An 18,287-nucleotide genomic window follows, 5' to 3' on the forward strand; every position below is an offset into this window, starting at 1 on the left:
AAATCTATTGCTTGCCGAGATAGGCGCGCTGCACGGCGGGATCATCGCGCAAGGCCGCCGCGCTGCCGCTGCCGACAATGCTGCCCTGCTCGATCAGGTAGCCACGATCCGCGATGGCGAGGCTGCGGCGCGCATTCTGTTCCACCAGCAGCACGCCGATGCCGGCCTCGCGGATGCGCTGCAGGGCGCCGAACAATTCACCGCAGATCAGCGGCGAGAGGCCGAGCGACGGTTCATCCAACAGCAGGATGTCTGGCGCCGACATCAGCGCGCGGCCAATCGCTACCATCTGCTGTTCGCCGCCGCTCATGGTGCGGGCGGCCTGGTTCATGCGTTCGCCAAGGCGCGGGAACAGATTGAGGATACGCGCCAGATTGGCGGCTTCATTGGCGCGGGCGCGGCGCGGATAGGCGCCGAGCAGCAGGTTCTCGCGGACACTCAGATCACCGAAGATGCCGCGTCCCTCGGGCACCAGGGCCAGGCCGGCCTCGACTATTCTATGCGCCGGCAGTCTGGTCAGGTCCTGGCCATCCAGGCTGAGGCGCAGGCCGGGCGCGGGGGTGAGCAGGCCGGCGATGGCTTTGAGCAGCGAGGTCTTGCCGCCGCCATTGGCGCCGAGGATCACCACGATCTCGGCGCGCGCAATGGAAAGCGCCACATCGCGCACCGCCTGGTGGCGGCCATAGGCAATCGACAGGCCGACGACGTCAAGCATGGTCGTCACCCAGATAGGCGCGCACTACATCGGGGTCGCTCAGCACATCGCCCGGCAGGCCGATGGCGATGCGCTTGCCGGCGCTCATCACCAGGCAGCGGTCGCAGAGCGAGCGGATCGCATCCATCACATGCTCCACCAGCAGGATCGCCATGCCCTGCTGGCGCAGGCTCTGCACCAGTTTGATGCCTTCCAGTAATTCGGTGGGGTTGAGGCCGGCGAGCCATTCATCCAGCAGCAGCAGGCGTGGCCGCAGCGCCAGGGCGCGGGCCAGTTCCAGGCGCTTCTGGTCGATATAGGTCAATTCGCCGGGCATGGCATGGCCGCGGCCTTCCAGCCCGACACGGGCGAGCAGGTCATCGGCTTCGCGTTGCGCGGCACTGCCCCAGCGGCGTTCGGCGCCAAAGGCCAGGCCGGCAATCACATTGTCGCGGCAATCCATCGAGCCGAGCGGGCGCACCAATTGAAACGTGCGGGCCAGGCCGAGCCGCGCGATGCGATGCGCCGCCAGGCCATGAATCGCATGTTCGCCGAAGCGGATGCTGCCGCCATCGGGCGCCAGCGCACCGGACAGCAGGTTCAGCACCGTGGTCTTGCCCGAACCGTTCGGTCCCAGCAGGCCGACGATCTCGCCTTCCGCGACATTGAACTCGACGCCATCGACGGCAACCAGGCCGCCGAAGCGCCGCGTGAGGCCGGAGACTTGCAACAGGCTCATGGCAACAGGCTCATGGCTTCGCCTCCCGCTTCACACGCAGCTTTTCGATCAGGCCGACCACGCCCTGCGGGATGGCATAGACGATGATCATGAAGGCGAGGCCGATCAGGATCGAGAAATGGTTCGGGAAGCGCGCCAGCAGGTATTCAAACAGCAGGGTCAGCGGTACCACGCCGAGCAGCGGGCCATACAGCCGGTGCACGCCGCCGAGTAGGGCCATGATCAGCACCTGGAACGACAGCACCGGGTTGAAGGCGATGGCCGGATCGATATAGGTCCAGCGCGGCGCCATCACCGCGCCGGCGAGCGACATGAAGCTGGCGGAGAAGGCAAACAGCAGCACCTTGGCCCGCGTGGTGTTGATGCCGACATGGCGTGCCACCATCTCGTCATCGCCGATCACGCGCAGCGCCAGGCCGAGCCGCGAACGCTGGATCAGGAAGCCGGCGAGGAAGACCAGCACCGCCAGGGCGAGAAGCTGCCAGTAGATCTGGGTCTGGTTGATATCGACAAAGACATAGCGGCCCAGCGTGCGGGTCTTGTTGACCTCGAACCAGGTGACGAGCTGCCGGATCAGTTCGGCCAGGCCGAAGGTGAAGATGACGAAATAGACGCCGGAGAGCCGCAGCGTGGCCAGGCCGACCAGCAGGGCCACCGCGACACCGATGCCGAGCGCGATCAGCAGCACCAGCGGCCAGGCCAGCACTTCGCCCAGCACCGCCACGGTGTAGGCGCCGATGCCGAAGAAGGCGACGGTGGCGAGCGAGACATAGCGCGTCGGGCCGGAGAACAAGGCCCAGGCGGTGGCCAGCACGGTGTAGTTCAGGATGCCGATGGCAAGCGACAGGCCGTAACCGCTTAAGTATTGCGGCAGCACAGCCAGTCCGGCGATGGCGGCAAGCGCGGCCAGGCCGCCGAGAGCGTAGCGCAAATTCATCGCCGCGCTCCGCCGAACAGCCCCTGCGGCCGGAACAGCAGGATGGTGAGGAACAGAGTATAGGTGGCGGCGAGTGTGAGGCCCGGATCGATCATGGTCGCCACCAGGGTCTCGGTGAGGCCGAGAATCAGGCCGGCGACCAGGCAGCCGAGCAGGTTGCCGACGCCGCCCATGATCACCACGATCAGCGCCTTCATGGTGAACACCACGCCGATATTGGCATTGAAGGTGAGGAACATCGAGGTCAGCACGCCGCCCGATGCCACCAGGCCGCCGCCAAGCGCGAAGGCCGCTGCTGCCATGGCGCGCACATCGATGGCGACAAGCTGCGCCGCATTGGGATCGACGGCGACGGCGCGAAGCGCCGTGCCGGTGCGCGTGCGGGTGAGGCCAAGCCACAGGCCGAGGCCGATCACCAGGGCGAAGCCGAGCGCCAACAGGCGGTTGGCGGCCACCACGGTGCCGAATACCTGCACCGGCACGGCAAGGAAGGCATAAGAGAAATAGGCGCCGCCGAAGATCGCCAGCATCACGCCCTGGATCACGAAGAGCAGGCCGAAGGTGGCGAGGATGCTATCCACTTCCAGGGCGTCGCGGCTCTTGGCGCGGCGCACCAGCGGGGTCAGCAGGAAACGGTAGATCAGCCAGCTTAAAGCAGCGGCGGCGGGCACCACCACCAGCAGACCAAGCAGCGGATTGACGGCGGCGCCGGTATAGAGTGCCATGGCGGCGAAGGAAGCCGCGACCAGGGTTTCGCCGTAGGAGAGATTCATGATGCGCGCGACGCCGTATTGCAGGGTCAGGCCCAGGGCGACCAGCGCATACATGCCGCCCAGCGTCACTCCGGTGATCAGCGCATCGAAAAGCATGGGGAACGATACCTAGAGGAAAGCAATCCCGGGGCCGCGGGACACGGCCCCGGGATTATGGGTTACTGCCAGGGTGCCTTCGGCAGCTTCACGGCGGCCACGCCGGGCCGCTGCGGCGCCACGCCGGTGAAGAAGCCGTTCTGCCACTGGCCGATATACCAGTAGGCATCCTTCGGCATGTTATCCACCAGCTTCATCTTGCCCAGCACGGTATCGAAGCTGCCGGTCTGCAGTTCCTTGATGATCGCGGCGCGGTCGATCTTGCCGACGCGCTCGATCGCCTGCTCCAGCATCTGCAGCGAGGAATAGCCGACCTGGCTGCCCCAGTAATCCGGGTCGCGGCCATGCATCGCCACATGCTTCTTGCGGTATTCCGCCGTGGCGGCATTGTCCGCCGACCAGCCGCCGAGCGACATGATGCCTTCGGTGTTGGCGCCGTATTTCTGCGGATAGAGCGGGAAGCCGACGCCGACGCCGAGGAACATCACCTTGGGCGCGAAATTGGCGATCTTCGACTGGTCACTCAGCGCCACCGTATCCGGCGGATAGGAAAAGGCGACGAAGGTATCGGCGCCGGAACGCTGTGCCTCGCCGATCAGCGGTGCCATGTCCTGGGTGCCGATGGGATAGCTCTTGTCGTAGATCAGCTTGAAGCCGGCCTTCTCGAAGCCTTCGCGCGCCGCCTTCGACAGGTCGATGCCGAAACCGTCGGCAATCGAGAGCATCGCCACATTGGCGTTGATCTTGCCTTCGCCGCGCATCTTGGTCAGCAATTCGACCAGGGCATCGACATACTGCTTGCTGGTGCCGAGCAGCCAGAAGCTGTTCGGCCAGCGCTTCGCCAGTTCCGGCGCGCGGTCGGTCACCGCCGAGAAGGCGAGCTGCGGATAGCCGTATTTGTTGAAGACCGGGCCGACCGCCAGGTTCAGGCCGGTGCCCCAGGGCGGGAACAGCAGGTCCACCTTGTCCTGGGTGATCAGGCGTTCGACGGCGCGCACGGCTTCTTCCGAATTCGAGCGGTCGTCGTATTCCACCACTTCCAGCGGGATGCGCTTGCCGCCCACCAGCAGGCCGCCCTTGTCGTTCACTTCCTTCACCCAAAGCAGATAGTTCGGGATCTGGGTGATATTGGCGCCGCCGGCATTGGGGCCGGTTTTGGAAATCGCCCAGCCGACCTTGATCTTGTCCTGTGCCAAAGCCGCCTGCGCGGCAAGGCCCAGAGCCGCCGTCAAAGCCAGCGCGGCTACACCCCTCAACATGGATCGCATGATGCTTCCTCCTTCAAGCGCCGCCGGTCGGTTGTCGTGCCGGCGGTTTCTGCCGGGGGCCATGCTAGGGGCGGCGGCGGCGGCGTTCTTGCCCGAGAGTGAACAAGCCAATCCCTTGTGCATTTCATGTGTAGGCGAACTAATCGGTCTCGGAGGCATAATGTTGCGGCGCAAAATCCGCCGCTTCAGTTTGATCTCCAACTATTATTACAGCTCCCGTCCTGGTAGGATCGGGATAGAAAAGACCAACGGGAGGAACCACCAGCCGCCATGGCCATGCGCGCCCATAGCATCGCCTTCGATACCGGCACCGGCATTACCGACCGGCTGGAGCTGTGGGGCGGTTTCGTGCGCGAGCATATCGGCTGGCTGGAGGCGGATACTTTCGGCGATCCGCAATTCGATGGCCGACTCGATCTCGGCGAGCACCGCAATCTGAAAATCTGCGGCATTGCCGCCAGCCGCCACCGCGTGGTGCGCACGCCGCGCCTGATCCGCCGCGATGATCGCGGTTATGTCAAGATCGTGGCGCAGATCGAGGGCGCGGCGCGGTTCGAGCAGGGCGGCCGCCAGGTGGTGATCACGCCGGGCGAATGGGGCATCTACGACACCACGCAGACCTATGTGGTATCGAATTCCGACCGCATCCTGCAGGCGGCGATCCTGCTGCCGCGCGATGAACTGACCCGGCTCGGGCTTGAGGTCGAGCGCGTCGCGGTGCGGCGCTTTGATCGTTCCAGCCCCGCCGGCCGCATGGTCTACGATCTGCTGGTGCAGGCCTATGCCGGGCTGCGCCAGGGCGCCAAGTCACCCGGTGCGGATTATGGCGAGCGGCTGGCCGATGGCGTGGCGCGCATGGCGCATATGCTGGACAGCGACGCCGAGGAAGGCAGCCGGCTGAAGCAGCGGGTGCTGCATTTCGTCAGCGAGAATCTGCGTGACCCCGGCCTCTCCATCGAGGCGATCGCGGCGGATTTCGGCTATTCCAAGCGGTATCTGCATAAGCTGTTCGAGAATGAGCCAACCACGCTCAGCGAACTGATCTGGCAGCGCCGACTGGAGCATGTGCGCTTCACGCTGGGCGATGCCGCCGAGCGCCACCGCACCATCACCGATATCGCCTTTGACTGGGGCTTCAACAGCTCGTCGCATTTCAGCCGGCTGTTCCATCAGCGCTTCGGCCTGTCGCCGCGCAAATTCCGCGCCCTGGCCCATGAAGGCGGCCGGCTTTAGGCAGGGGTGGCTTTTGCTTCTTCGTTTCTTGTCTCTTTGTCACCCTCGCGCAAGCGAGGGTCCCATTTGCAGCCGAAATGGGATACCCGCATGCGCGGGTATGACACAAAAAGAAAAACAGGCCGGGATGATATGACTGTCTGAACCGCAGGCGCCTTGTCTTTCCGGGTTCCGCGCGGCTTTATTGGCAATCGAACCGACTCCGAAGGATTGCCGCGATGAGCCTGGAACTCTGGCTTGCTTTCACTGCCGCCTCCACCGTGCTGCTGCTGATTCCGGGGCCCACCGTGCTGCTGGTGGTGTCCTACGCGCTTGGCCAGGGCTGGCGCGCGGCGATGCCGATGGCGGCTGGCGTGGCGCTCGGCGATTTCACCGCGATGACGCTCTCCATGCTCGGGCTCGGCGCCCTGCTGGCGGCGTCGGCCAGCGTGTTCACGGTGCTGAAATGGGTCGGTGCCGCCTATCTGATCTATCTCGGCATCAAGCTGTGGCGGGCCGGCGATGCCTTGCAGGCTGAACCGCGCCGCGATGCGGCTTCGGCTGTGAAGATGCTGGGCCATGCCTGGCTGGTGACGGCGCTGAACCCCAAGAGCATCACGTTCTTCGTGGCTTTCCTGCCGCAATTCCTCGATCCGGCGGGAGATTTCTGGCTCCAGATGCTGGTTTTCGAAGCCACCTTCCTGGTGCTGGCCGCTGCCAATGCCGCCGGCTATGCCCTGGTGGCTGGCAAGGCGCGCCAAGCGGTGGCCAATCCGCGCGTCATCCGCGCCGTCAACCGTACCGGCGGCGCGCTGCTGGTGGGTGCCGGCGTGGTCACGGCGGCCAGCCGCTCGCCTTAAAGCTCCCTCCATCGGGGTTCCGCCTTGCCAGGGCCGGGGGCCTGGGCGAGTCTCTGGCCATGCGCCGAATCGTCCTTACGTTTTTCCTGCTGTTCCTGGCCGCGCCGCTGTATGCCCCGTCGACTTACGCTCAGTCAGGGGCCGAGCTGCGCGGTTCCTGGCCGGCCTTTGATACGCGCATGGCCAAGCCGGACCCGCAGCCCTATCCCACCGGGGTCGATCTCGGCTTCGTTGCCGGCCTGCCGCTGGCACTCACCCGCCCGGCCAGTATCCAGCGCGCCGATCTGCCGGCGCAGCGCCTGATGGGCTGGCCCAGCTTGGTCGCTACGGTGGAAAACAGCGGAAAACCGCTCACAATCCGCCTAATCGGGGTGGCAGCCAGGGCGCGTCCGGGTGATAGCGTGGCGGCCGGCCAGGCCATCGGCCTGGTGGCGGATGCGGCAACGCTCTGGCCCGGGGTCGCCAACCACATCACCCTGGAAGTCTATCTCGATGGCAGGCGGGTCGATCCGCGCCCCTGGGTTGCCCGGCTGCTGCCGCAGGGCGTGACGGTGCAGCCGATGCCGCCGGCCCAGGCCAATGTGCTGTGGCCGCAATGGGCCTTGCGCGCCGAAGCGGTGCGGCTGGCGCAGCAGAAGGATGGCCGCACGGCCCTGGCCCGGCTGCGCGCTGCCATGCGGCTGCCGGCCTGGAAAGCCAGCAATCTCGATCTCGCCGAGGATATCGGCCTCGCCGCCCAGGGTCTGGGCGACAAGCCGGCGGAAGCCGCCGCCCTGCGGCGCGCGCTCGATCTCGCCCGGGCGGAAATCCCCTATGCCCAGGGCCAGGTGCCGGTGGCCCTGCTCGGGCCGGTTTCCGCCGCCCGCAGCCCGGCCAGCCTGTATGCCCTGGAAAAGCGCCTGGCGGCGCGGCTCGGCGCGCTCGGCCCGGTCGGCAGTGCCGCCGATGGCGACGACGAGTAAAATCCTAACAAGTGTTTGAATTTCTCCGGGAGGTCTGTTGACTTCCCCTCCCTGGGCGCTCACTTTTTGCAGCAACCAGACAGCGCCAATCCATCCAAGGAGGAATTCGCCATGACCGCCTGCATCGTCGGCTGGAGCCACACCAAATTCGGCAAGCTGGATGACAAGACCCAGGAGGACCTCATCGTCGAGGTCGCGACCCAGGCGATCCGGGATGCCGGCATCGAGCCGAAGGATGTCGATGCCATCTATCTCGGCACCTTCAATGGCGGCCTGGTGGACCAGGATTTCCCGGCTTCCCTGGTGCTGCAGGCCGATCCCGGCCTGCGCTTCAAGCCGGCGACTAGGCTTGAGAATGCCTGTGCCACCGGCACCGCGGCGGTGTTCCAGGGTTTGCAGGCGATTGCCGCGCGCAAGGCGCGCTTCGTGCTCTGCGTCGGCGTGGAAAAGATGACCTCGGCGCCGAATGATGTGGTCGGCAACATCCTGCTCAAGGCCAGCTACCGCAAGGAAGAGAGCTTCGGTCAGGGCGGTTTCGCCGCCGTGTTCGACTCAATCCAGAGCAAGTATTTCCAGAAATACGGCGACCAGTCCGATGCCACGGCGATGATCGCGGCGAAGAACCACAAGAACGGCTCGGTCAATCCGCTGGCGCATATGCAGCGCGATTTCGGCTATGATTTCTGCCGCACCGTCTCCGACAAGAATCCCTATGTCGTCGGCGGCCTGAAGCGCACCGATTGCTCGATGGTGTCGGATGGCGCCGCCGCCCTGGTGCTCACCGATGTGCAGACCGCGCTCGGCATGCAGAAGGCCATCGCCTTCCGCGCCGCCAAGCATGTGCAGGATTTCCTGCCCATGTCGAAGCGCGACGTGATCGCCTTCGAAGGACCGGCCAAGGCCTGGGCCGATGCGCTGGCCGAAGCCGGCCTCAATGTCTGGGATCTCTCCTTTGCCGAGAGCCATGACTGCTTCACCATCGCCGAACTGATCGAATACGAAGCCATGGGCCTCACCGCCCCGGGCCAGGGCGCCAAGGCGATCCTGGAAGGCTGGACCCAGAAGGACGGCAAGTTGCCGATCAATCCCTCGGGTGGCCTCAAGGCCAAGGGCCATCCGATCGGCGCCACCGGCGTGTCGATGCATGTGATGGCGGCGATGCAGCTTTCCGGTACCGCTGGCGCCTTGCAGGTGAAGGATGCCAAGATCGGCGGCGTGTTCAACATGGGCGGCGTCGCCGTCGCCAATTACGTCTCGATCCTCGAACCCATCCGTTGAGGTACTAAATGTCGGAGAGCTTCCGCGCCGTCCTGATAGAGGAAGTTGAAGGCAAGCCGAAGGCGGGCTTCAAGCAATTGACGCTCGCCGACCTGCCGCAGCATGACGTGCTGGTGGAGGTGGCCTATTCGACGGTGAACTACAAGGACGGCCTGGCGCTCACCGGCGGCCGTATCGCGCGCAAGCTGCCGCTGGTGGCCGGTATCGATCTCGCCGGCACCGTGGTGGAATCGCAAAGCCCGGATTGGAAAAAGGGCGACCGCGTGCTGGTCAACGGCTATGGCCTCTCGGAAACCCAGTCGGGCGGCTATACCCGTTTCCAGCGGCTGAAATCCGACTGGCTGGTGCAGGTGCCGGATAACTTCTCGCTGTCGCAGGCCATGGCCATCGGCACGGCGGGTTATACCGCGATGCTCTGCGTCATGGCGCTGGAGGATGCCGGCCTGGTCAAGGACGACCGGCCCGAGGCTTTGCCGGTGCTGGTCACCGGGGCTGCCGGCGGCGTCGGCTCGGTGGCGATTGCGCTGCTGGCTTCGCGTGGTTTCAAGGTGGCGGCAGCCACCGGCCGGCCGGAGACGCATGATTATCTGCGCAGTCTCGGCGCCAGCGATTTCATCGACCGCGCCGAGCTTGCCGCCAAGGGGCCGCCGATGGCCAAGGAACGCTGGGCCGCCGTGGTCGACAGCGTCGGCGGCCAGACGCTCGCCACCGCGATCAGCCAGACCCAGTATGGCGGCTGGGTTGCCGCCTGCGGCATGGCCGGCGGCAACGATGTGCCGTCCAGCGTATTCCCGTTCATCCTGCGCAATGTCAGTCTGCTCGGCATCGACAGCGTGATGGCGCCGGCGCATCGCCGCCGCCGCGCCTGGTGGCAGCTCGCCAAGGGCCTGCCGCTGGACAAGCTCGACGCCATGACCGAGGTGAAGCCGCTTTCCGCGATCTTCGACCTGGCGCCGCAGATCCTCGCCGGCAAGATCCGGGGCCGCGTGGTCATTGATGTGAACGCCTGAGGGCGTTGCGCTTTTCCCCATCTATTTTTCGTCACCCTCGCGAAAGCGAGGGTCCCATTTTACCGTAGAATGGGATACCCGCTTTCGCGGGTATGACGGCGATCTTCATCAAGATGGCCCCTTCGCTTTTCCCTTTGCCTGAATTGTAACGCTATACTACAATTCAGAAAAATCCCGGGAGGAAAGCATCATGGGCAGCAAGCCGCCCTTTTTGCCGCTTGCACTGGCGGTGCCGCGTATCCGCCGCATCGCGCATCCCGATGGCGGCTTCGTGCTGGAAAGCGCCGAGCCGCTGGCCGCCTATCCCGATCATCTCGGCCTTGATCTCGAACGCCAGGCGCGGCAGCAGCCTGATGCGACCTTCCTTGCTGAACGCACGGCCCAGGGCGGCTGGCGGCGGCTGAGCTATGCGCAGGCCTGGGACAATGCGCGCCGCATCGCCGCCAGCCTGATCAAGCGCGGCTGCGGCCAGGATACGCCGGTGCTGATTCTTTCGGGCAACAGCATCGACCATGCCCAGATGATGCTCGGCGCCTGGCTCGCCGGGGCGCCGGTGGCGCCGGTCAGCGTCGCCTATTCGCTGATGAGCCAGGATCATGCCAAGGTGCATCACATCTTCGGCCTGGTGCAGCCGAAGCTGGTCTTTGCCGAAAAGGGCGCGATGTTCAATGCCGTGCTGAAAGGCTTGGCCTTGCAGGGTATCGAGGTGGTGTGCAGCGAGGCACCGCCGGAAGGCATTGCCGCCACGCCGTTTGCCACGCTGTTGCAGGGTGAACCCGACATGGCAGCAGAAGCGCGCTTCAAGGCGATCAGGCCTGACTGGGTGGCGAAGTATCTATTCACCTCCGGCTCCACGGGCATGCCGAAAGGCGTGATCAACACGCACCGCATGCTGTCGTCGAACCAGCAATCCATCGCGCAGATCTGGCCGTTCCTGGCCGAGACGCGGCCCGAACTGCTCGATTGGCTGCCGTGGAATCACACCTTCGGCGGCAACCATAATTTCAATCTGGTGCTGCGCCAGGGCGGCAGCCTGCATATCGATGACGGCAAGCCGGCGCCGGGCCTGATCGACAGGACGGTGGCGAATCTCGGCGAGGTGTCGCCGACGATCTATTTCAACGTGCCCGCCGGCTACGCCATGCTGATCCCGTTCCTGGAACAGGATGAGGCGCTCTGCCGCCGCTTCTTCGCCAAGCTGAAACTGATCTTCTATGCTGGTGCCGCGCTGCCGCCCGATCTCTGGGCCAGGCTTGAAGCCTTGAGCGTGCGCACATTGGGCCAGCGCGTGGTGATGACCTCAAGCTGGGGCTCCACCGAAACCGCGCCGCTGGCCACGGCGGCGCATTTCCTGATCGAGCGTGCCGGTGTCATCGGCGTGCCGATCCCGGGCACGCGGATCAAGTTCGTGCCGTCTGGCGGCAAACACGAAATGCGCGTTGCCGGGCCGAATGTCACGCCGGGCTATCTCGGCGATCAGGCACAGCAGGCGGCGGCCTTCGATGCGGAAGGCTATTACCGCATCGGCGATGCCGGCCGGCTGGCGAATGAGAATGATCCCGATGGCGGCATCGTGTTCGATGGCCGCACGGCGGAGGATTTCAAGCTGATGACCGGCACCTGGGTGCATGTCGGCGGCCTGCGTGTCGGCGCGCTCGCCGCCTGCTCGCCCCTGCTGCAGGATGCGGTAATCACCGGCCATGACCGCGGCTTTGTCGGCCTGCTGGCCTGGCTTACCCCGGCGGCCAAGGCGATGGCGCCGGCAGAGTTGCGCCAGGCCATTGCGGCGAAGCTGGCGGCGCATAACAGCGGCGGTTCCTCCATGCGCATCCGCCGCGTGCTGCTGCTGGATGATCCGGCCTCCATCGATGCCAACGAGATCACCGACAAGGGCTATATCAACCAGCGCGCGGTACTGGAGCGCCGCCATGCCCTGGTGGAACGACTCTACGCGGAACCGCAGCACGCCGATGTGATAGCCGTTGAATGACAGAAGCGTGACGGTCGTCACCGTGCCGCCTTAATTGGCGGCGCTAGATGTTTCCTGGCTCAGCGCGGGGCGTATAACCCCCGGCCCCGGATATTTCTCCGGCGCGTGATTCGAGTGCGTGGCCCGAACTCCATGTTCACAGGCCCGCCATTGCCCAGTAAGGAGACTTCTGATGATGCGCAAGACCCTGGCCCTGCTGGCCGCGGGTGCGGTGTTCGCCGCCGGTGCCGCCATCGCCACGATCATTCAGCCCAAGCCGCCGGCCGCAATTGCCGCCACGGAAATCGCCATGGCGCACGCGCCCAGGATAGCGCCGGAGCCGCCGCATCCCAGCATCGCCAAGGTGCTGGATAATGCCGACGATCTGCATTTGAGCGATTTCCAGCGCCAGCAGCTGCGCGCCCTGTCCAGCCGGGTGCAGTCGGAAGCCCAGGCTTTGCGCCAGGAAATCGCTAATCTGGAAGCGCGGCTGGAGCGCGGCTTTGCCGAGAATCATATCGACCCGGTGCGCATCGATGGCCTCACCACCCGCATCGGCCAGCTTGAAGGCCGGCTGCGTGCCACGCGGCTGATGGCACGGCTGGATACCCGCGCGCTGCTGTTGCCTGAACAGCTGGCCCAGCTTGGCAGCCTGCATCGCCGCGATGGCGACATGCCGCAGGCTGAGGCTGATCCGCTGTTCGATGAACGCTAAGCCGGATGAACGCTAAGGCTGCTTCTTGCTGAACTGGCGGAACAGGAACACGGCAAGCAATACCAGGGCGATGCCGCCGAGGATTTTGAGCTGCATATCCTTGAGGTCGCCAAGGAAATGTTCCACCGCCTGGCCGAAGCTGTAGCCGGCGAAGCCGAAGCTGGTGGCCCAGATCGCGGCGGCGAGCAGGTTCAGCAGCACGAATTTCCTGATCGGAATGGCACTGAGGCCGATGGCCACGGGCGCCACGTTGCGGATGCCGTAGACAAAGCGGAAGCCGAGGATGAACAGCGTCGGGTATTTCTCCAGCCAGCGCGTCGCCGGCGCCAGCTTCTCGGCCAGTTTCGGCCGCGCCTCGATATAGGGCCGGCCGCGCCAGCGGGCCAGGGCGAACCAGAGCTGGTCGCCGGCCGCCGAGCCGCAGAAGGCCGCCAGGATCGCCAGATCGATGCGCAGCAGCCCCTGATGCGCCGCGAAGCCGGCCAGGATCAGGATGGTTTCGCCTTCGATGAAGGTGCCGATCAGGATCGCGGCATAGCCGAAATCATGAATCAGCGTGGCGGCATCCATGCTCAATCAAGCCCGCGCGCCAGATAGCCAGGATTGCGGAAATCCGGCTTGCCATAGGTGAGGGTGTTGCCCTGCCAGTCGCGCACGCTACCGCCGGCAGCGGCCAGCACCGCCTGGCCCGCCGCCGTATCCCATTCGCTGATGCGGGCAAAGCGCGGATAGAGATCGGCGGCGCCCTCGGCGATGCGGCAGAATTTCAGTGACGAGCCGGCTTCGAGCCGGGCGCGGATCGGCTGGCTGCTGAGCCAGTCCTCCATCTCGGGGTCGGGATGGCTGCGGCTCACCATCACATCGGCGCCGTCTGCGGGCTGCCTGCGGGCGTGGATCACGCTGCCGGTGATGTCGTCATTGCCCTGGAAGCGCAATGCGCCGCGCGGCGTGCCGAGATAGGCGATGCCATCCACCGGCGTCAGCACGATGCCCAGGCTCGGCAGGCCCTGTTCGATCAGCGCGATATTCACGGTGAATTCGCCGTTGCGCTTGATGAATTCGCGGGTGCCATCCAGCGGATCGACCAGCCAGAACGGGCCATCGCCGACCACCGGCACATCGCCGCGCGCGGCACATTCCTCAGCCACCACCGGCAGGCCGGGAGTCAGGACGGCCAGGCCTTTCAGGATCACCGCCTCGGCGGCTTCATCGGCATCGGTCACCGGGCTGGCATCATCCTTGGCGCGGGCCTCGAACGGGGTGGCGTATACCGCCATGATGGCGCGGGCTGCATCCTCCGCCAGCCGGCGCAAGCCCTGCGCCAGCGCCGCATCACCACCCAATGCCATTTTCTAGCCCTTCGGCTGGCGCAGCAATGAGAGCGCCACTTCGTTGATATTCACCAGCTGCTTGCCGGCATGCTCGAAATTCACCGTCACGCGCGGCCCCACAGCCGATTGCACCTGGCCCGGACCCCAATCGGGGGCCAGCGGGTTCTCCACCCAGTCACCCGGCGCAAACGGCGAGGGCGCCAGACTGGCCGGACTATGCGAGAAGGGGGCGGGCATCGGGCGCTCCCGATTGATCATAACCAGCAATCATTCTAAAGAGATTCTAGCCGCAATGCCACGATCTGGAGACGCCATGGCCGCCGCCCGCAGCGATATCGACCTTGTCGCCCTGATCTGTTCCAAGCTGTGCCACGACCTGGCCGGCAGCATCGGCGCGGTGAGCAATGGCGCCGAATTGCTGGCCGAGGAAACCGACGCGGCGATGCGCGAGGAGGCGATCCGCCTGATCGCCCAGAGTGCCGGCGATGCCGCCAAGCGGCTGGCCTTTTTCCGCCTGGCGCTGGGTGCCTCGGGCGGCATGGATGAGCCGATGGCGATGGCCGATGTCAGCCGGGTCACCACCGAGTATTTCAATGGCGGCCGGGTGCGCCTGCTGCCGCTGACCGGCCTGCCCAACAGCCTGCCGAAGCCACTGGCCAAGGCGCTGATGCTGGGCCTGGCGGTGATGGCGATGGCCCTGCCGCGTGGCGGTGCGCTGCGGCTCGGGTTGCAGAATGGCGAATGGCGGGTACAGGCGGAAGGCAGCCCGAGCAAGCTGCCCGATGATGTGGCGATGAGCCTGCTCGGCGATGGCGCAGTGGAGGAACCGGCGGGTGCGCTGGCGCGCCATGCCGCCGATCTCGCTGCCACCGCCGGCTATGCGCTCGGTCTTGAAGCCGGTGCCGAAGGCGCGGCCTTGCGTTTCTTCGCAAAAGCCTAGCGCGAAGGCTTGAGTACGGCGCCGAGCGCCGCGCTGATCAGGCCAAGGGCGGCGAATTCCGGCCAGCCCGGCTGTTCACCCAGCATCGCCATGCTGGAGAACACGCCCACCACCGGAATCATCAGCGTGGAAAGGCCGCTCACCGGGGCCGGCAGCACCTTAACCAGATGATTCCAGGCCCAGTAGCAGAACACGAAGCAGATCACCGCATTGTAGGCGGCAGCGCCCCAGGCGACCGCGCTGTAACTGTGCCATTGCTGGCTTTCCAGGATCGGCGCCAGCACGATGATCGGCAATCCGCCCAGCACCATCTGCCAGCCGACGAAAGGCACGCTGGCCATTGGCACCATGTAATACTTGATCAGCACGGTGCCGAAAGCCCAGCTCATCGCTGCCGCCAGCACCAGCGCCACGCCGATCGGCGAGGCCGCCATCGCCTGCCATTCGCCGCCGACCAGTACGGCGAGGCCGCAGAGGCCGAGGCCGAGGCCGGCGAGTTTCCAGCCGGTGAGGCTTTCATGCAGCATCAGTGCCGACATCATCACCAGCCACAGCGGCATGGTGAAGGCCAGGATGGTGGTGCGCCCGGCCGGCAGCATGGAGAGGCCGTAGAGCACCAGCAGGTTCCAGAAGGTGATGTTGAACAGCGAGATCAGCGTCAGCTTCACGAAGTAGCCCTTCGGGATGCCCAGCGGCATGCGCATCGCCAGCGCAATGGCGAACAGGCCCAGCGCGCCGCCACCCAGGCAGAAGGAGCGGAAGGTGAAGACCGGCATTTCCGCCAGCGCCAGCTTCATGATCGGCCAGTTGACGCCCCAGAACAGGGTGAGCAGCACCAGCAGCAGCAGTGAAAAAGCAGACAGGGTTGGCCGCAGCGGCGCTGCGGCGGAAGCAGAATCGGTCATACCTGAAGCAATCCTGGCGAGCGGCGTTTCGTATTATTTTATTAAGGCTGCCAGCCTAGACCGATTTCTAGAGTATGGCGAGTACCGCTTCGGGCGGGCGGCCCAGAGCCGCCTTGGCGCCATGCACGAAAAGCGGCCGCTCGATGGCTTCCGGGTGCTTGGCCAGTGCGCTCAGCAGCGCGGAATCGCTCAAGGATTCCACATCGATGCCAGCCTCCCGGGCTTCCTTGGCGCGCAGGATGCTGCGTGCCGGGCGGCCCAGTTTCTTGACGATGCCGGCCAGTTCGCTGGCCGAGGGCGGGGTCTTGAGATACTCGATCACCTGGGGCTTTACACCCTGGCCGTGCAACAGCGCCAGGGCCTGGCGTGACTTCGAGCAACGCGGATTATGGTAGAATTGCGACGGCATGGCGCCAAGCCTCTGAAAATCGCCGGATCAGAAAGATTGCATTTTCATGACCCCGGTTTAAATAGCAAGCCATGATGCGCCATTGGACATTGGAAGACATACCCTGGAACCGCTTCGATCCCGCCAAGGTCGATGCCGATCTGCTGCGCGCGGTGAAAGCCGCCACGCTGGTGGAACATAATGCCGAGGATTATGTCACCTACCTCTGCAATGTCTTCGCCGATGATCCGGCCTTCCAGGCGGCGGCGCGGCAATGGGGCGTGGAAGAGGAGCAGCATGGCCGCGCGCTGGCGCGCTGGTGCCAGCTTGCCGATCCCAGCTTCGATCCGGCCCGGGCCATGGCCGATTTCCAGACGCATTACCGCCTGCCGCTGGACGCAACCGATTCAGTACGCGGCAGCCGCAATGGCGAATTGGTGGCGCGCTGCGTGGTGGAATGTGGCACCTCCAGTTTCTACAGCGCCATCCGCGATGCCACTGACGAGCCGGTGCTGAAAGCCGTGGCGGCCAAGATCGCGGGTGATGAATTCCGCCATTACAAGCTGTTCCTGGATCATCTGCAGCGCTATCAGGCCACAGCGCCGATGGGCCGGCTGGCGCGGCTGCGCATTGCCTTGGGTCGCATCAACGAAACCTCGGATGATGAACTGGCGATGGCCTATTGGTGTGGCAATGGCCGCCAGACCGAATATGACCGGGGCCGCGAAAGCGCCGCCTATGCTTTGCGCGCCACTAGTCTCTATCGTTTCGGCCATATCCAGCGCGGCCTCGGCATGGCGCTGAAAGCCTGCGATTTCGAGCCGCAGGGCTGGTTCAGCCGCTTCTTCGCCCAGATCGGCTGGCGTCTGCTGCAATGGCGCCGGAGGCAGCTTGCCGCCGAGGCCGCGGCCTGAACGGTTCAGTGCTCGGCGGGCAGATCCGCCAGCCAGTCGGCGCAGACCTGGAACAGTTCTTCCTGGCGCGGTTCACCAAACAGGAAATGGCTCATTCCCGGCATCTCGCGGAATACCGCGCGGCCCGGATAATGCGAGGCGACGGCACGGCAGGAGGCCGCCGGTGTCACCTTGTCGTCGCTGCCGGCCAGCACCAGCAGCGGGCAGCGCAGGCGGTGGAAGCTGACGCGGCTGGCGGCATGCCAGTCGAGCCACCACATCAGTGATTCAAAAATCGCCCGGCCGGATTCCGGCACCAGGCGCGCCGCGCTGTCGCGTTGCAGGGCTGGCGGCAGCTTGTCCATGGAGAATTGCACGGCGATGCCGGGCTCGGGCGGCAGCGGCTTCTGCCAGATCGAGCCGCCCTGCCACAGCAGATGCAGCGCGCTGCTTACTTCCTCCAGCGTGCGCGGCATGATGCCCCAGGGCGCCACCGGTGCCAGCAGGATCGCGGCACGGCAGAGATCGCGCGCTGCCAGTTGCTGTGCCAGCAGGCCGCCGAGCGAATGGCCGATCAATACGGGCTTTGCCGGCAGGCGGGCGATTTCCGCTTCCATCGCGGCGCGGTAATCGGCCAAGCCGAGGCGGGCCAGTTCGGGATCGGGCTGCTGGCCGGCCTGCTCGGGGCCATGCAGCGGCAGATCGGGCGCATGGGTGCGCCAGCCGCGATGGCTGAGGAAACTCCTGAAGCGCTCGAATACCCAGCCGCCGACGAAGGCGCCATGCAGCAGCAGGATTTCGCCGCGATGCGCCATCTCAGGTTTTCACCTGGCCGCGGAATTCAGCAACGACGGCTTCGTAGATCGGGCGTTTGAACGGCACGATCAGGTCCGGCAGCTCGGAGAAGCGGGCCCATTTCCAGGCATCGAATTCGGGATGCGCGGTGGCGATGTTGATCGCGCTCTCATCGCCGATCAGGCGGCAGAGATACCATTTCTGCTTCTGGCCACGATACTTGCCCTTCCAAACCTTGTCGGCGATCTCGGGCGGCAGGTCATAGCTCAGCCAGTCGCGGCTTTCGGCGATGATGGCGGTGCGCGCCGGCGGCACGCCGATTTCTTCTTCCAGTTCGCGCAAGGCGGTCTGGCGCGGATCTTCACCAGGATCGATGCCGCCCTGCGGCATCTGCCAGGCTTCGGCGGTCTGGTCGATACGGCGGCCGACGAACACCATGTCGGCCTCGTTCAGCAGCGCAACACCGACACCAAGGCGGTAGGGGCGGGCTTCATCGGACATGGCTGATAACTCCAGCAGTAC

The 18,287-nt window shown here is 65.3% G+C and carries 21 protein-coding genes; 9 read left to right on the forward strand and 12 right to left on the reverse strand.

Features of this window, described 5'->3' with window-relative positions; translation table 11 throughout:
- Window positions 1-4: 4 nt before the first annotated feature.
- The 5 genes from ACQY7X_RS08295 to ACQY7X_RS08315 form a co-directional block, all read right to left on the reverse strand.
- The gene (locus ACQY7X_RS08295) at window positions 5-715 is read right to left on the reverse strand and encodes an ABC transporter ATP-binding protein (RefSeq protein ID WP_428249440.1); all 711 of its coding nucleotides are present in this window, start codon (window positions 713-715) and stop codon (window positions 5-7) included.
- Window positions 708-1,433: an ABC transporter ATP-binding protein gene (locus tag ACQY7X_RS08300; RefSeq protein ID WP_428249441.1), complete on the reverse strand. Its 726-nt coding sequence runs from the start codon at window positions 1,431-1,433 to the stop codon at window positions 708-710. Before ACQY7X_RS08300 ends, ACQY7X_RS08295 begins: the two co-directional genes overlap by 8 nt.
- Before the next feature lie 10 nt (window positions 1,434-1,443).
- Window positions 1,444-2,370: a branched-chain amino acid ABC transporter permease gene (locus tag ACQY7X_RS08305; RefSeq protein ID WP_428249442.1), complete on the reverse strand. Its 927-nt coding sequence runs from the start codon at window positions 2,368-2,370 to the stop codon at window positions 1,444-1,446.
- Window positions 2,367-3,239: a branched-chain amino acid ABC transporter permease gene (locus ACQY7X_RS08310; RefSeq protein WP_428249443.1), complete on the reverse strand. Its 873-nt coding sequence runs from the start codon at window positions 3,237-3,239 to the stop codon at window positions 2,367-2,369. The genes ACQY7X_RS08305 and ACQY7X_RS08310 overlap by 4 nt, the downstream gene beginning before the upstream one ends.
- Window positions 3,240-3,301: 62 nt before the next feature.
- The gene (locus ACQY7X_RS08315; protein WP_428249444.1) at window positions 3,302-4,507 is read right to left on the reverse strand and encodes an amino acid ABC transporter substrate-binding protein; all 1,206 of its coding nucleotides are present in this window, start codon (window positions 4,505-4,507) and stop codon (window positions 3,302-3,304) included.
- A 270-nt stretch (window positions 4,508-4,777) separates the two neighbouring features.
- Here ACQY7X_RS08315 and ACQY7X_RS08320 point away from each other — a divergent pair, with 270 nt between their 5' ends.
- From ACQY7X_RS08320 to ACQY7X_RS08350, 7 genes are all read left to right on the forward strand, one after another.
- Window positions 4,778-5,740 carry a helix-turn-helix domain-containing protein gene (locus tag ACQY7X_RS08320; RefSeq protein ID WP_428249445.1) on the forward strand — a complete coding sequence of 321 codons (963 nt, stop codon included), beginning with the start codon at window positions 4,778-4,780 and terminating at the stop codon, window positions 5,738-5,740.
- Between the two features lie 218 nt (window positions 5,741-5,958).
- The gene (locus ACQY7X_RS08325) at window positions 5,959-6,579 is read left to right on the forward strand and encodes a LysE family translocator (RefSeq protein ID WP_428249446.1); all 621 of its coding nucleotides are present in this window, start codon (window positions 5,959-5,961) and stop codon (window positions 6,577-6,579) included.
- A 59-nt stretch (window positions 6,580-6,638) separates the two neighbouring features.
- A complete protein-coding gene (locus tag ACQY7X_RS08330) occupies window positions 6,639-7,541 on the forward strand; it encodes a hypothetical protein (protein ID WP_428249447.1) in 903 nt (300 codons plus the stop codon).
- 111 nt (window positions 7,542-7,652) lie between these two features.
- The gene (locus ACQY7X_RS08335; protein WP_428249448.1) at window positions 7,653-8,819 is read left to right on the forward strand and encodes an acetyl-CoA acetyltransferase; all 1,167 of its coding nucleotides are present in this window, start codon (window positions 7,653-7,655) and stop codon (window positions 8,817-8,819) included.
- A gap of 8 nt (window positions 8,820-8,827) precedes the next feature.
- Window positions 8,828-9,829 carry an MDR family oxidoreductase gene (locus tag ACQY7X_RS08340; RefSeq protein ID WP_428249449.1) on the forward strand — a complete coding sequence of 334 codons (1,002 nt, stop codon included), beginning with the start codon at window positions 8,828-8,830 and terminating at the stop codon, window positions 9,827-9,829.
- A 190-nt stretch (window positions 9,830-10,019) separates the two neighbouring features.
- The gene (locus ACQY7X_RS08345; protein WP_428249450.1) at window positions 10,020-11,819 is read left to right on the forward strand and encodes a feruloyl-CoA synthase; all 1,800 of its coding nucleotides are present in this window, start codon (window positions 10,020-10,022) and stop codon (window positions 11,817-11,819) included.
- Window positions 11,820-11,991: 172 nt separating this feature from the next.
- Window positions 11,992-12,513 (forward strand): Spy/CpxP family protein refolding chaperone, encoded by a 522-nt coding sequence (locus ACQY7X_RS08350; protein WP_428249451.1) that lies wholly within the window; start codon window positions 11,992-11,994, stop codon window positions 12,511-12,513.
- Between the two features lie 12 nt (window positions 12,514-12,525).
- Here ACQY7X_RS08350 and ACQY7X_RS08355 read toward each other — a convergent pair whose 3' ends face one another.
- The 3 genes from ACQY7X_RS08355 to ACQY7X_RS08365 are packed head-to-tail and all read right to left on the reverse strand — an operon-like array spanning window position 12,526 to window position 14,081.
- A complete protein-coding gene (locus ACQY7X_RS08355) occupies window positions 12,526-13,083 on the reverse strand; it encodes a DedA family protein (protein ID WP_428250045.1) in 558 nt (185 codons plus the stop codon).
- A gap of 2 nt (window positions 13,084-13,085) precedes the next feature.
- On the reverse strand, window positions 13,086-13,862 hold the full coding sequence (cysQ, locus tag ACQY7X_RS08360) for a 3'(2'),5'-bisphosphate nucleotidase CysQ (protein ID WP_428249452.1): 777 nt from the start codon (window positions 13,860-13,862) through the stop codon (window positions 13,086-13,088).
- Between the two features lie 3 nt (window positions 13,863-13,865).
- Window positions 13,866-14,081: a DUF3553 domain-containing protein gene (locus tag ACQY7X_RS08365; protein WP_428249453.1), complete on the reverse strand. Its 216-nt coding sequence runs from the start codon at window positions 14,079-14,081 to the stop codon at window positions 13,866-13,868.
- A 76-nt stretch (window positions 14,082-14,157) separates the two neighbouring features.
- Here ACQY7X_RS08365 and ACQY7X_RS08370 point away from each other — a divergent pair, with 76 nt between their 5' ends.
- Window positions 14,158-14,784, forward strand: a complete 627-nt coding sequence (locus ACQY7X_RS08370; protein ID WP_428249454.1) for a histidine phosphotransferase family protein — start codon at window positions 14,158-14,160, stop codon at window positions 14,782-14,784.
- On the opposite strand, the gene ACQY7X_RS08375 is transcribed toward ACQY7X_RS08370, so the two are convergent.
- Complete coding sequence (locus ACQY7X_RS08375; protein ID WP_428249455.1) at window positions 14,781-15,689, reverse strand: DMT family transporter; 909 nt, start codon at window positions 15,687-15,689, stop codon at window positions 14,781-14,783. The two genes, ACQY7X_RS08370 and ACQY7X_RS08375, sit on opposite strands and share 4 nt — an antisense overlap.
- 67 nt (window positions 15,690-15,756) lie before the next feature.
- Window positions 15,757-16,098 (reverse strand): arsenate reductase (glutaredoxin), encoded by a 342-nt coding sequence (arsC, locus tag ACQY7X_RS08380; RefSeq protein WP_428249456.1) that lies wholly within the window; start codon window positions 16,096-16,098, stop codon window positions 15,757-15,759.
- Between the two features lie 71 nt (window positions 16,099-16,169).
- On the opposite strand from arsC, the gene ACQY7X_RS08385 reads away from it, so the two are divergent.
- Complete coding sequence (locus tag ACQY7X_RS08385) at window positions 16,170-16,991, forward strand: ferritin-like domain-containing protein (protein WP_428249457.1); 822 nt, start codon at window positions 16,170-16,172, stop codon at window positions 16,989-16,991.
- 5 nt (window positions 16,992-16,996) lie between these two features.
- On the opposite strand, the gene ACQY7X_RS08390 is transcribed toward ACQY7X_RS08385, so the two are convergent.
- Together ACQY7X_RS08390 and ACQY7X_RS08395 are read right to left on the reverse strand one after the other, a co-directional pair.
- Entirely contained in the window at window positions 16,997-17,785 is a 789-nt protein-coding gene (locus tag ACQY7X_RS08390) for an alpha/beta hydrolase (RefSeq protein ID WP_428249458.1), read from the reverse strand.
- 1 nt (window position 17,786) lies between these two features.
- A complete protein-coding gene (locus ACQY7X_RS08395) occupies window positions 17,787-18,266 on the reverse strand; it encodes an RNA pyrophosphohydrolase (RefSeq protein ID WP_428249459.1) in 480 nt (159 codons plus the stop codon).
- Window positions 18,267-18,287: the final 21 nt, after the last annotated feature.

This window comes from Ferrovibrio sp. (assembly GCF_965278975.1).
Taxonomy (GTDB): Bacteria; Pseudomonadota; Alphaproteobacteria; order Ferrovibrionales; family Ferrovibrionaceae; genus Ferrovibrio.